This is a genomic window from Nocardia sp. NPDC051832, from assembly GCF_040681285.1.
In the GTDB taxonomy this organism is placed as follows: Bacteria; Actinomycetota; Actinomycetes; order Mycobacteriales; family Mycobacteriaceae; genus Nocardia.
In genome coordinates this window covers 1,508,199-1,520,829 of record NZ_JBFAYL010000001.1, presented here as the reverse complement: position 1 = coordinate 1,520,829, position 12,631 = coordinate 1,508,199, and the positions used below count along the sequence as shown (strand labels likewise).

Below are 12,631 nucleotides of genomic sequence, written 5' to 3'. Positions count from 1 at the left end.
CGGGAGCGACGGTCACACTGGTGTGGTGAGTTCCTCCGCCGCTCCACCCACCGCGTCGACTGCCGATTTCCCGGCGGGGGCCGAAGCGACCGCGCCCGTGCTGCGCGACTTCGGGGGCGGGCCCTTCGGCATCTACATTCATGTGCCGTTCTGCGCGACCCGATGCGGCTACTGCGACTTCAACACCTATACCGCTGGTGAGCTGGGTACGTCGGCGTCGCCGCAGTCCTGGCTGGAAGCGCTGCGCGGCGAGTTGGGCACGGCGGCGGCGGCATTCGATGCGCTGCCCAGCGATATCCCTGCCGTCGAGACGATTTTCGTGGGTGGCGGCACGCCGTCGCTGCTCGGCGGAGCGGGTCTCACGAGTGTGCTGGACGCGGTGCGCGCGGAGTTCACCCTGGCGGCCGGGGCGGAGGTGACCACAGAGTCGAACCCCGAATCGACCTCGCCCGAGTTCTTCGAACAGTTGCGCATCGGCGGGTTCACCAGAGTGTCGCTGGGTATGCAATCCGCGGCTCAGCACGTGCTGAAGATCCTCGATCGCACCCACACCCCGGGCCGTGCGGTCGCCGCCGCGAAGGAAGCCCGCGCGGCCGGGTTCGACCACGTCAACCTGGACCTGATCTACGGCACCCCGGGCGAACGCGTCGCCGACCTCGACGCCAGCCTGGACGCGGTGCTCGACGCGGGCGTCGACCATGTCTCCGCCTACTCGCTGATCGTCGAAGACGGCACTGCCATGGCCCGCAAGGTGCGCCGCGGCGAACTCCCCGCCCCCGACGACGACGTCCTGGCCGCCCGCTACGAACGCATCGATTCCCGTCTCGCCGCCGCCGGTCTCAGCTGGTACGAGGTATCCAATTGGGCGGCAAACGATTCCGCCCGCTGCCGGCACAACCTCGGCTATTGGGACGGCGGCGACTGGCTCGGCGCGGGACCCGGCGCGCACAGCCATGTCGGCGGCGTCCGCTGGTGGAACGTCAAGCACCCGGCCCGCTACGCCGATCGTGTCGCCCTCGGCGGCTTGCCCGCCGCAGGGTGGGAAGCCCTCTCCGACGAGGAGCGCTACACCGAGCGCGTCATGCTGACCGTCCGGCTCCGGACCGGCCTCCCGATGCGCGACCTGGATCCCGCCGGGTCCGCCGCCGCCGATCGCGTCATCGCCGACGGTCTCGCCGAGCTCGTCGGCAATCGCCTCATCCTGACCGCACGCGGCCGCCTGCTCGCCGACGGCGTCGTACGTGACTTGCTGACCTGAACGCACCGACCCTTCGCAGGAGCTCGGCCCACGACCGCGTCGGCTGCTGGCCAATTGCCCGGCGCGGCCGAGATTTCCGTCGTGGATCTTGTCCAGCCCCGTTGTGCGTTCTCACAACCGCCGAGTGCCCATGTTTGCGTGGTCTTGCCTGATAGGCCCCCGTTCTACTATCGCCACCGGACGCATACGCGTAGGCTCCGGATCAACCCCAAGGAGTCCTATGCCACAGGCACGACACATCACGCTGGTCCACGAGCAGAACGAATTCGCCGAGGCGCGGGCCGCCGAGAAAGCGGAATCCGCCCGGCAGAGCGCCATCGCGGCGCGCACCGTCGCCAGCCATTCCCAGAACGCCGACGACTGCCAGTCCCTGCTGGCCATGCTCGGCCTGGACGCCCTCGCCGGCAAGCACGCCAAGAGCCTCGAACCCAGCTAGCGCGCACCCGCGCCGGAGATCGCAGGACGAGTTCCGCAGAATGCTCGTGTGCCGCCCATGCTGGGGCGGCACACGAGTTATTAGACTGGACAACGAGCCAGCGAGGAGGTGGGGCTATGTCGAGCACCGAGGATCGGCGCTTCGAAGTCCTGCGGGCGATCGTCGCGGACTATGTCTCGACGAAGGAGCCCATCGGGTCGAAAACCCTGGTGGAACGGCACAATCTGGGTGTTTCCAGCGCGACCGTCCGCAATGACATGGCGGTGCTGGAGGCCGAAGGCTATATCACTCAGCCGCACACCAGTTCCGGTCGCATCCCGACCGACAAGGGTTACCGCCAATTCGTCGACCGCATCTCCGAAGTGAAGCCGCTGTCGGGCGCCGAACGCCGGGCCATCATGGAATTCCTGGAATCCGGCGTCGATCTCGATGACGTCCTGCGCCGCGGCGTGCGGCTGCTGGCCCAGCTGACCAGGCAGGTCGCCGTCGTCCAGTACCCGACGGTGTCCGCGTCGACGGTGCGTCACATCGAGGTCGTCGCGCTCAATCCGGCGCGCCTGCTGCTCGTGGTGATCACCGACACCGGCCGCGTCGATCAGCGCCTGGTCGAACTCGGCGCACTCGTCGACGACGACGATCTGACCGCCCTGCGCGGCCTGCTCGGCAACGCGATGGACGGCAAGCGCCTGGCGATGGCGTCCGCGGCCGTCGCCGAACTCCCGGAGCTCGCCCCGCCGAAGCTGCGGGACATCCTGATCCGGGTGTCGACCGTGCTGGTCGAGACCTTGGTCGAACATCCCGAGGAACGTCTCGTGCTCGGCGGTACCGCCAACCTCACCCGCAATGCCGCCGACTTCGGCCTGCCAGGTTCGCTACGCCAGGTGCTGGAAGCGCTGGAGGAACAGGTCGTCGTCCTCAAGCTGCTGGCCGCGACGCAGCAGCCCGGCACCGTGACTGTGCGCATCGGCGAGGAAACCCAGGTCGAGCAGATGCGCACCACCTCGGTGGTGTCCACCGCCTACGGCACCTCCGGCGCCGTGCTCGGCGGCATGGGCGTGCTCGGCCCGACCCGGATGGACTACCCCGGAACGATCGCCTCGGTGTCGGCCGTCGCCCGCTACATCGGCGAAGTCCTCGCCGAACGCTGATCAATAGCGACGCGGGGCCGCTGCTACCCTCGGTGGACGCTGCGGCTTCCCACCCGGGGTCGGCAAGGAGGCGGATGCCGACGGGGTGGGTAAACACAGCCGCTTCCACCTTCGAACCCGCGGCCGGATAAAGTTGAGTGCATCCGACTAATGTCCGGTGGCGCCGGCGTTCGGTTGGAGCGGACACAGGCACCGGGGAACGCGAACCAAGGACTAGAGACACAAGTGGCACGGGATTACTACGGACTGCTCGGCGTCGCGAAGAACGCGACCGACCAGGAAATCAAGCGCGCCTATCGCAAGCTGGCGCGTGAACTGCATCCCGACGTCAACCCCGACGAGGCGGCGCAGGCCAAGTTCAAAGAGGTCTCGGCGGCCTACGAGGTGCTGTCGGATCCGGAGAAGCGCCGCGTCGTCGACCTGGGCGGGGATCCGCTGGAATCCGGCGGCGGTGGCGGCGGCTTCGCGGGCGCCGGCTTCGGCGGGCTCGGCGATGTCTTCGAGGCGTTCTTCGGCGGCATGAGTGCCTCCGGCGGTGCGCGCAAGCCGCGCGGCCGGGTGCAGCCGGGCGCGGATTCGCTCATCCGGACCCGGCTCAGCCTGGCCGAATGCGCCGTCGGCGTGACCAAGCATCTGACTGTCGACACCGCGATCCTGTGCGACATCTGCACCGGTTCCGGCACCAACGGCAACTCCAAGCCGGTGCGCTGCGAAACCTGTGGCGGCGCAGGCGAAGTCCAGTCCGTGCAGCGTTCGTTCCTGGGCCAGGTCCTGACCTCGCGGCCCTGCCCGACCTGCCGCGGCGCGGGCGAGACCATCCCCGATCCCTGCCACAAGTGCGGTGGCGACGGCCGCGTGCGCGCGCGTCGCGAGGTCGCCGCGCCGATTCCGGCCGGCGTCGCCAACGGCATGCGGGTGCGGCTGGCCGCGCAGGGTGAGGTCGGCCCCGGCGGCGGTCACGCGGGCGACCTCTACGTCGAGGTCGTGGAGCAGCCGCACGACGTGTTCGTCCGCGACGGCGACGACCTGCACTGCACCGTCCGGGTGCCGATGGTCGACGCGGCGCTGGGCACCACCGTCGTCATCGACACCATCCTCGACGGCCCGGTCGAACTGACCATCTCCGCGGGCACGCAGCCCGGCGAGGTTTCGGTGCTGCGCGGCCACGGCATGCCGCGGCTGCGTTCGGGTGCGCGCGGTGATCTGCTGGCGCATCTGGACATCGTGGTGCCGACCAAGCTCGACAGCAAGCAGACCGACCTGCTGCGCAAGTACAAGGGCATGCGGGAACGCGATCGCGCCGAGGTGATGTCGGCGCAGTCCGAGCACAACAGCGGCCTGTTCGCCCGGCTGCGCGCGTCGTTCAGCGGGCGCTGAGGCGTTGGCCGCCACCGTCTTCTATCTCGACGACATCCCGGAACCGGGTGCGATCGCGGTGCTCGACGGCCCGGAAGGCCGGCACGCGGCGACCGTGCGCCGGATCCGGGCCGGCGAGCCGATCACCCTGTCCGACGGGCAGGGTGTGGTCGCCGAGTCGGAAGTGGTCGCGGCGCAGAAGGATCGGCTGGAACTGCGGGTGCTGGCCCGGCGGCTGGCCGAGCCGGTGACGCCGCGGGTGACCGTGGTGCAGGCCCTGCCGAAGTCGGAGCGTTCCGAGCTGGCGGTCGAATTGATGACCGAGGCGGGCGCCGACGCGATCATTCCGTGGCAGGCGGTGCGCTGCGTCAGCAAGTGGGAAGGCAAGGCGGCCAAGGCCGTCGAGAAGTGGCGGGCGGCGGCCCGGGCGGCCGCGCGGCAGTCGCGTCGTCCCTATATCCCGGAAGTCGCCGAGCTGCACCGCACCCGGGAGCTGGTGGAGCTGGTGCGCAAGGCGAAGGCGGACGGCGCGGTTGTCGCCGCGTTGCACGAATCCGGCGCGGGCCGCTTCACCGAGCTGTCCTTCGACGGCGTGCCCGAGGTGATTCTGATCGTCGGACCCGAAGGGGGACTGGACGATTCGGAGCTGGACGCGTTGACCGAAGCCGGCGCCCAGCCGGTGCTGCTCGGCCCCACGGTGCTGCGCACCTCGACCGCCGCGGCGGTCGCGCTCGGCGCGCTGGGCGCACTGACCCCGCGCTGGTAGCGCCGGGATCCGGCGCGGCGCGACGACCGTTGGTAGTTCTCACAGAGATTCGCCGGTAGCGAACCTGCCGCAGTCAGCGCCGTTCCGTGTGTTGTGTCGGTTGTCCCTGCCCGGCGCCGTGCTGGTCCACGCCGTAGGCCTGGCCGATCAGCGCGTGCACGTTCTCCTTGGGCACTTCGAAGGCTGCGCCGCAGAACGTGCACTCCAGGAAATGCCTGGTCTTGAGCGGGATGATCGGAATGAAGAACAGCGTGAACATGGTGACCGCCTTGCGCAGCGCGTGCGCGGACGGATTGTGGCAATTGGCGCAGACCAGCGTCAGCATCGCCAGCTGGTGAATTTTGCGCGTCCAACCCCAGATAAGCAAGGAAAACCCCCGTGAAATCGAGCTCGATGGCTAGACCCTACTGGCTCCGGTCCCGGCCTGCCATACGGTTTTCGACAGCCGCTGTTGCGGTTTATTCACTGGGCCGTGTCGGTGGTCCGCGATAGAATTTGCTCACACGAAACAGCTGTCGAGACCGGAAAGCAGGCTGTAGCGACTTTTGCGAACACAAGGCGAGATCGGCGACCCAACCAACCCCACCGCAGGTATCGGTGCCGACGACAACGGTTCGGGCCCCGCAGCTCGTACCGTGCGTGCCAGCATCGACCTCGCGCCGGAATCCGTGTTCCCATTCCTTGGTTCTGCCGACCAGAATTTGCGTGAGCTCGAGCGGTTGCTCGATGCCGATATCCATGTCCGCGGCAACTCGGTCACGCTGACCGGCCGGGCGGCCGACGTCGCCCTCGCCGAGCGGGTCATCGAGCAGCTGATCGCGCTCACCGGGCGCAACCGGGTGGTGACGCCGGAAGCGGTGCGGCACACGGTATCCATGCTCACCGAGGGGTCTTCGGATTCCCCGGCCGAGGTGCTGAGCCTGGACATTCTGTCCCGGCGCGGCAAGACCATCCGGCCCAAGACACTGAACCAGAAGCGCTACGTCGACATGATCGACGCCAACACCATCGTGTTCGGCATCGGCCCCGCCGGCACCGGCAAGACCTATCTGGCGATGGCCAAGGCCGTGCAGGCGTTGCAGGCCAAGCAGGTCACCCGGATCATCCTCACCCGCCCCGCGGTCGAGGCCGGCGAGCGGCTGGGCTTCCTGCCCGGCACCCTCAACGAGAAGATCGACCCGTACCTGCGCCCGCTCTACGACGCGCTGCACGACATGATGGACCCGGAAGCCATTCCGAAGCTGATGGCCGCCGGGGTCATCGAGGTCGCACCGCTGGCCTACATGCGCGGCCGTAGCCTCAACGACGCCTTCATCATTCTCGACGAGGCGCAGAACACCACCGCCGAGCAGATGAAGATGTTCCTCACCCGCCTCGGCTTCGGTTCCCGAATGGTTGTCACCGGCGACATCAGCCAGGTCGACCTCCCTGGCGGCGCCCGCTCCGGCCTCCGCGCCGCCAGCGAGATCCTCACCGACATCGACGACATCGCCTTCGCCGAACTCACCTCCAGCGACGTCGTCCGGCACCGCCTGGTCTCCGACATCGTCGACGCCTACGACCGCCACGAAGCCGAAACCCGCCCCGCCGTCGGCCAGCACTACCCGGGCAACCGCGCGCAGCGCCGCGCCGCCGGCCGCACCGACCGGCGCTAGGGATACCCGGCCGATCGGCGGTCTCCGGCAGGGTGTGCCGCGAGCCGGGGGAGCCGGCCGGGTGGCGAGCGAATACCCTGTTCAGGTGAGCATTGAGATCGCCAACGAGTCGGGTGTCGACGTTCCCGAAGAAGAGCTGGTCAGTGTCGCGCGGTTTGTGATCGGGCGGATGGACGTCCATCCGGCGGCGGAGCTGTCGATGGTGCTGGTCGATCTCGACACCATGGCGGATCTGCATATGCGGTGGATGGATCTGCCGGGGCCGACGGATGTGATGTCGTTCCCGATGGATGAGCTGGAGCCGGGCGGGCGGCCGGACAGTCCGGAGCCGGGGCCCTCGATGCTCGGCGACATCGTGCTGTGCCCGGAGTTCGCGGCCGCGCAGGCCCGCAAGGCGGGGCATTCGCTCGATCACGAGCTGGCGCTGCTGACCGTGCACGGCGTGCTGCATCTGCTCGGCTACGACCACGCCGAACCCGAGGAAGAGAAAGAGATGTTCGCGCTGCAGGCGCGGCTGCTCGAGGAGTGGTACGAGAGCCTGCGCGAGGCGCGGGTGCGGGCCGAGCTCGCTGAACGCGACGCGCAGCTGCTCGGCAAAGCCGGATTCACCACACCGGGTGAAGATCTAGGCGCTCCGTGAGTTCGCTGACCCAGATCATCCTGGCGGTGCTGCTCGTCCCGCTGGGCGGGTTGTTCGCGGGTATCGACGCGGCGCTGAACACCATCTCCCCGGCTCGCCTGGACGACATGGTGCGCGCCGACCGCGCCGGCGCGATGCGGTTGCGCCGCATCGTGGACGACCGGGCGCGCTACGTGAACCTGATGGTGCTGCTGCGCATCCTGTGCGAGATCGGCGCGACCGTGCTGCTCGCCTCGGCGCTGATCGGCATGATCAGTCAGGTCTGGGCGCTGTTGATCACCGCCGCCGTGATGGTGCTGGTGGACTACGTGGTGATCGGTGTCGGCCCGCGCACCCTGGGCCGCCAGCACGCCTACAGCCTGGCGCTGGCCGCGGCGCTGCCGTTGCAGTTCATCGGCCTGGTCCTGGGCCCGGTCAGCCGCCTGCTGATCCTGCTCGGCAACGCCCTCACACCCGGTAAGGGTTTCCGCAACGGCCCCTTCGCCTCCGAGATCGAGCTGCGCGAGGTGGTCGAAATGGCCAGCGAGCGCGGCGTCGTCGCCGACGACGAGCGCCGCATGATCCAGTCGGTCTTCGAACTGGGCGACACCTCCGCGCGCGAGGTGATGGTGCCGCGCACCGAGATGGTCTGGATCGAACGGGACAAGACCGCGGCCCAGGCGATGTCGCTGGCCGTGCGCAGCGGCCACTCCCGGATCCCGGTGATCGGCGAGAACGTCGACGACATCCAGGGCGTCGTCTACCTGAAAGATCTTGTTCCGTACGCGGATCGGAGCCGGCAGGTGCACGTCGGCGAGGTGATGCGCCCGGCGGTGTTCATGCCCGACTCCAAGCCGCTGGACGACCTGCTCGACGAAATGCAGCGCCGCCGCAACCATATGGCGCTGCTGGTCGACGAATACGGCGGCATCGCCGGCCTGGTCACCATCGAGGACGTGCTCGAGGAAATCGTCGGGGAAATCGCCGACGAATACGACACCGACGAGACCCCTCCGGTAGAAGACTTGGGCGACGGCCGTTTTCGCGTCTCGGCCCGGCTCTCGGTGGACGATCTGGCCGAGCTGTACGGGCTGGAGATCGAGGAAGAGGACGTCGACACCGTCGGTGGCCTGCTCGCGCACGCACTCGGCCGGGTGCCGCTGCCGGGCTCCCAGGTCGAGGTGCACGGTCTGGTGTTGCGTGGCGAGGGCCACGCGGACGGGCGAGGACGGATGCGGGTGCACACGGTCGAGGTGCGCTCGGCTCCAAGCAATTCCAGGGGCGCAGAGCCGGATGGCGAGGCGCCGCAACATGACGAGGACGGAGACGCCGATGACTGAATTGGACGACGAGGACACCAAACTGGTGGTCTTGGCTCGTGGTGCGCTCGCCCGCACCGGCGGCGCGAGCGGCGCCGCGGTGCGCGACACCGACGGCCGCACCTACGCCGCCGGCGAGGTCGGGCTGACCGCCCTGCGGCTGACCGCGTTGCAGGCCGCCGTCGCGGCCGCGATCTCCAGTGGCGCGGAAGGTTTCGAGGCGGCCGTGGTGGTCGGCGGACGACTGTCCGACAGCGGGGTCACCGCGGTGCGCGAGGTGTCCTCGACGGCCCGGATCGTGTTCACCGACAAGGACGGCGCGGTCTTCGAGATCGTCGACGACGCCGCCGAGGTCACCCATGGCTGAAGCGGAATTCCGTTCCGGTTTCGTCTGTTTCGTGGGCCGGCCGAACACCGGCAAGTCGACGCTGACCAACGCCATGGTCGGCGCGAAGATCGCGATCACTTCCTCGCGCCCGCAGACCACCCGCCACACCATCCGCGGCATCGTGCATCGCTCCGGCTTCCAGCTGATCCTGGTCGACACCCCGGGTCTGCACCGGCCGCGCACGCTGCTCGGTCAGCGGTTGAACGACCTTGTGCGCGACACCTATTCGGAAGTCGACGTCGTCGCGGTGTGCATCCCGGCGGACGAGAAGATCGGCCCGGGCGACCGCTGGATCGTCGATCAGATCCGTCAGGTGGCGCCCAGGACCACGTTGCTGGGCGTGGTCACCAAGATCGACAAGGTGTCCCGCGACGAGGTCGCGGGACAGTTGATGGCGGTGTCCAAGCTGCTCGGCGAGAACGCCGACGTGGTGCCGGTGTCGGCGGTCCAGGGCGAGCAGGTCGATGTGCTGGCCGAGGTCATCGCCTCGAAAATGCCGGAGGGCCCGGCCTTCTACCCGGACGGCGAGCTGACCGACGAGCCGGAGGAAACCCTCATGGCCGAGCTCATCCGCGAGGCCGCCCTGGAGGGCGTGCGCGACGAACTCCCGCACTCGCTGGCCGTGGTCATCGAGGAGATTCTGCCGCGCGAGCGCGACGAGGACGAGCAGGGCCCGGAGCGCGACAAGCCGCTCAAGGAACTCCTCGACGTGCACGCCAATCTCTTCGTCGAGCGTCCCAGCCAGAAGGCCATTGTCATCGGCAAGGGCGGCGCGCGGCTCAAGGAGGTCGGCACCAACGCCCGCAAGCAGATCGAGAGCATCTTCGGCACTCGCATCTATCTGCACCTGCACGTGAAGGTCGCCAAGGATTGGCAGCGCGACCCGAAGCAGCTGCGCAAGCTCGGCTTCTGATCCCTCGCGCGCGGTACAGCACATCCAGTACCGTCAGTCCTGCTGCGCCGGAAGGGTCCCGGCGCGCTGTGGGCACGAGAGGACAGTGCGGGTGGCTGTCGCCGAAGGCATGGACTTCGCCGGATATCGATTGGAAGCGCACCTCGGTACGGGTGGGATGGGGACGGTGTTCCGCGCGCAGCATCCGCGGCTGCCGCGCAAGGACGCGCTGAAGATCCTGGCCGAGGAGCGTTCCGGGGATTCCGCTTTCCGCGCCCGGTTCCTCCGTGAGGCCGAAGTGGCCGCGCGGCTGCATCACCCGAACCTGGTGGCGGTGCGCGACCGTGGTCAGCACGACGGCCGGTTGTGGATCGCGATGCAGTACGTCGACGGCGTCGATCTGGCCGGGCTGATCCGGCGTGGCCCGGGCCGGATGCCGATCGAGCGGGTACTCCGGATCGTCGCCGAGGTCGCCAAGGGGCTGGACGCGATCCATCGCGCGGGCTTGCTGCATCGGGATGTGAAGCCGGCCAACATCCTGGTCGAGGAGCAGTCCGGACGCCAGGATCGGGTGCTGGTCACCGATTTCGGCATTGCCCGGCCGGCCGACGATACGGCGACGCTGGCCGCCGGCTTGACGGCGACCCTGGCCTACGCCGCGCCGGAGCAGATCAGCGGCGGGCCGGTCGATCAGCGCGCCGACATCTACGCCCTGGGCTGTGTGCTCTACGAATTGCTCACCGGGACGGTCCCGTTCGCGCGGGAGAACCCGGCCGCGATGGTCTACGCGCACCTGCACGACACACCGCCCAAGCCGTCCGATGCCGGGCCGGCAGCGGGTTTCGACGGCGTGATCGCCACCGCGCTGGCCAAACGCCCGGACGACCGATTCGCCAGCTGTGCCGCGTTGGCCGCCGCGGCCCGGGCGGCGGCCGAGTCGACCGTCCGGCTCGGAGCGGCTGCTCCGGCGCCACGTCCGCGCGCCGGCCGGCGTCGCCTGCTGATCGGGGCCGCGCTGCTCGCGATCGTGCTGACCGGAGTGACCACCGCGGTGGCGCTGGGCCGGGAGCAGACCGTGCCGCGGGGCCCGACCGCCACCGCCGTCGGCCCGCAGACCGCCGTGGATGCGGTGTCCTGGGGTGCGTACACCTATGTCGCGCAGGCATTTCCGGAATTGCTGCCGGCGTCCCAGTTCGGTATCGGCTATCAGGAAATCTATGGCTGCCGCCCGATGAACGAGGAGCGCAGAGAACTCCCGATCGATGTCTTCGTCGAGGTCGGCCGAGTGCACTGCCTGGGTAACCGGGAGCCCGCGGTCACCGTCGATCTGGTCTGCAACGCCGACCGCTCGCCCATCGCGCCGCCGCCGATCTTCGATCGGGCGGAGGGCGATGAGAGCTGGACGCGTCCCTCGGGCGCCGGAAATCTGCACTGGGGCGTCTATCTGGGTTATGAGCGGGTCGTCACCGGCTATCTGCGGGTGTATTTCGACGATCCGAATCGCAACTTCTGCTACATCGTCGTGACCGGCGGCGCGTCCGGCGCCGAACTGCGGTCGCGCTGGTGGACGGAGGCCCCGCTGTGAAGGTGCTGTGGATCGTTGCGCTGGTGCTGGCGGTCTGCGGCTGCACCGTGGTGGGCCGCCCGGTCCCCGGACCGGACCCGGCCGCTCTCGATGTCGGTCCGTACAGCCGGAATCCGATGATCGCGCCGGTCGCGGTGAGCGACTATCACGGCCGGGTGCTCGAATCGGTCCGGATGGCGGAGGCGATGGCGGTTCCGGAGACGGTGGATCCGGCGCTGCGGGTTCCGCTTGGCGGCCCGCGCGCGGTTCCGCTGCCGACAGCGGCCAAAGCGTCCGGCTTGCTGGCCAACCCGACCCGCGCCGTGCTGGAACGGCACGGGATGCTGGCCGGATACACGGTGGGCGCCACCGATTCCCCCGACGGCGCCCGGGGGACGATCGGGGCGGCTCGACTGTTGCAGATCATCGTGCTGCGTTTCCCCGATGGCGGGGCGGCGCAGCAGGCCGCGCAAGAGATCGATGCGGTCGACTTCGCGGTCAGCCCGGACAATATCGCGGTGCCGATCGCCGGACATCCGGCGGCCCGCGGTCATTGGCGCCCCGCCGTGCCGACGCTGGCGGCCACCGTGGCGCACGAATCATTCGTGATCAGCGTGCTCGCGGGTGATCGGACGCCGGACCTGGCCGCACTGTCCACCTTGGCCGCCAAGGCTTTCGATACCCAGATACCGCTGCTGAAGTCTTTTACGCCCACGCCCGCGGGCCGGTTCGCCGAACTCGCCCTCGACCGTGATGCCATGCTGGGCCGGATGGTGCCCGAGGCGCCGGGACGGTGGCCGTTTCCGCAGGTGATTCTCGGCGATCTCGGGAGCAACGCCGGATGGGGCAGCCTGTTGCAGGCGAGCGGGGTGGTGTACGGACCGCAGGGCGCCGTGCTGTCCACCGGCCCAGCCGAACAACGCTTCGAACTGCTCGCGCTCAACCGCTTCGACCGCCTGGTCCGGTTCGCCGACGCCGACGCGGCGCGTAAGCATTTCGCCAAGGTGCTGCGGCCGGCCGACGATTCCGAGCTGCCGAAGATTCCGGTCCCGACCGGGCTGGTAGACATCGATTGCCGCGAGCGCCCGGCGGCTCTCGCCTCGAATACGAGGTTCCAATGCTTGCTCCGCTACGGCCGCTATATGGCCGCGGTTTTCAGCCGGGATTACGACGACGTCCGGCACCGTGCCGCGGCGCAGTACGCGCTACTGGTGAACAGCGAGTAGGAAA

General features: G+C 69.0%; 13 protein-coding genes. 12 read left to right on the top strand and 1 reads right to left on the bottom strand.

Going from position 1 to position 12,631, the window contains the following annotated elements; genetic code table 11:
• The first annotated feature begins 97 nt into the window (after window positions 1-97).
• From hemW to AB0M14_RS06765, 5 genes are all read left to right on the top strand, one after another.
• Window positions 98-1,258, top strand: coding sequence for a radical SAM family heme chaperone HemW (hemW, locus tag AB0M14_RS06785; protein ID WP_364991364.1), 1,161 nt, complete (start codon window positions 98-100; stop codon window positions 1,256-1,258).
• Between the two features lie 220 nt (window positions 1,259-1,478).
• Window positions 1,479-1,694, top strand: a complete 216-nt coding sequence (locus AB0M14_RS06780) for a hypothetical protein (protein ID WP_364989623.1) — start codon at window positions 1,479-1,481, stop codon at window positions 1,692-1,694.
• 116 nt (window positions 1,695-1,810) lie between these two features.
• Window positions 1,811-2,842 carry a heat-inducible transcriptional repressor HrcA gene (gene hrcA / locus AB0M14_RS06775; protein ID WP_364989620.1) on the top strand — a complete coding sequence of 344 codons (1,032 nt, stop codon included), beginning with the start codon at window positions 1,811-1,813 and terminating at the stop codon, window positions 2,840-2,842.
• Between the two features lie 225 nt (window positions 2,843-3,067).
• Complete coding sequence (gene dnaJ, locus AB0M14_RS06770; RefSeq protein ID WP_364989618.1) at window positions 3,068-4,219, top strand: molecular chaperone DnaJ; 1,152 nt, start codon at window positions 3,068-3,070, stop codon at window positions 4,217-4,219.
• A gap of 4 nt (window positions 4,220-4,223) precedes the next feature.
• The gene (locus tag AB0M14_RS06765) at window positions 4,224-4,964 is read left to right on the top strand and encodes a 16S rRNA (uracil(1498)-N(3))-methyltransferase (RefSeq protein WP_364989616.1); all 741 of its coding nucleotides are present in this window, start codon (window positions 4,224-4,226) and stop codon (window positions 4,962-4,964) included.
• 73 nt (window positions 4,965-5,037) lie between these two features.
• Here the strand turns inward: AB0M14_RS06765 and AB0M14_RS06760 are convergent, their stop codons facing one another.
• Complete coding sequence (locus tag AB0M14_RS06760; protein ID WP_364989614.1) at window positions 5,038-5,289, bottom strand: zinc-ribbon domain-containing protein; 252 nt, start codon at window positions 5,287-5,289, stop codon at window positions 5,038-5,040.
• Window positions 5,290-5,557: 268 nt separating this feature from the next.
• Between AB0M14_RS06760 and AB0M14_RS06755 the strand changes: the two genes are divergently transcribed.
• The 7 genes from AB0M14_RS06755 (at window position 5,558) to AB0M14_RS06725 (ending at window position 12,627) form a co-directional block, all read left to right on the top strand.
• Window positions 5,558-6,619 carry a PhoH family protein gene (locus AB0M14_RS06755; protein WP_364991360.1) on the top strand — a complete coding sequence of 354 codons (1,062 nt, stop codon included), beginning with the start codon at window positions 5,558-5,560 and terminating at the stop codon, window positions 6,617-6,619.
• Window positions 6,620-6,704: 85 nt separating this feature from the next.
• Window positions 6,705-7,259 (top strand): rRNA maturation RNase YbeY, encoded by a 555-nt coding sequence (gene ybeY / locus AB0M14_RS06750; protein WP_194819139.1) that lies wholly within the window; start codon window positions 6,705-6,707, stop codon window positions 7,257-7,259.
• Window positions 7,256-8,578 carry a hemolysin family protein gene (locus AB0M14_RS06745; RefSeq protein ID WP_364989612.1) on the top strand — a complete coding sequence of 441 codons (1,323 nt, stop codon included), beginning with the start codon at window positions 7,256-7,258 and terminating at the stop codon, window positions 8,576-8,578. Before ybeY ends, AB0M14_RS06745 begins: the two co-directional genes overlap by 4 nt.
• On the top strand, window positions 8,571-8,924 hold the full coding sequence (locus AB0M14_RS06740; protein WP_364989610.1) for a cytidine deaminase: 354 nt from the start codon (window positions 8,571-8,573) through the stop codon (window positions 8,922-8,924). Before AB0M14_RS06745 ends, AB0M14_RS06740 begins: the two co-directional genes overlap by 8 nt.
• Window positions 8,917-9,858: a GTPase Era gene (era, locus tag AB0M14_RS06735; RefSeq protein WP_364989607.1), complete on the top strand. Its 942-nt coding sequence runs from the start codon at window positions 8,917-8,919 to the stop codon at window positions 9,856-9,858. Before AB0M14_RS06740 ends, era begins: the two co-directional genes overlap by 8 nt.
• 91 nt (window positions 9,859-9,949) lie before the next feature.
• On the top strand, window positions 9,950-11,422 hold the full coding sequence (locus tag AB0M14_RS06730; protein WP_364989604.1) for a serine/threonine-protein kinase: 1,473 nt from the start codon (window positions 9,950-9,952) through the stop codon (window positions 11,420-11,422).
• Window positions 11,419-12,627: a hypothetical protein gene (locus tag AB0M14_RS06725; RefSeq protein ID WP_364989602.1), complete on the top strand. Its 1,209-nt coding sequence runs from the start codon at window positions 11,419-11,421 to the stop codon at window positions 12,625-12,627. Before AB0M14_RS06730 ends, AB0M14_RS06725 begins: the two co-directional genes overlap by 4 nt.
• Window positions 12,628-12,631 lie beyond the last annotated feature (4 nt).

Excerpts from the sequence above, each read along its gene's own strand:
- AB0M14_RS06740 (WP_364989610.1), top strand. The coding sequence starts at position 8,571 with ATGACTGAATTGGACGACGAGGACACCAAACTGGTGGTCTTGGCTCGT.
- AB0M14_RS06760 (WP_364989614.1), bottom strand. The coding sequence starts at position 5,289 with ATGCTGACGCTGGTCTGCGCCAATTGCCACAATCCGTCCGCGCACGCG.
- AB0M14_RS06780 (WP_364989623.1), top strand. The coding sequence starts at position 1,479 with ATGCCACAGGCACGACACATCACGCTGGTCCACGAGCAGAACGAATTC.
- era (WP_364989607.1), top strand. The coding sequence starts at position 8,917 with ATGGCTGAAGCGGAATTCCGTTCCGGTTTCGTCTGTTTCGTGGGCCGG.
- hrcA (WP_364989620.1), top strand. The coding sequence starts at position 1,811 with ATGTCGAGCACCGAGGATCGGCGCTTCGAAGTCCTGCGGGCGATCGTC.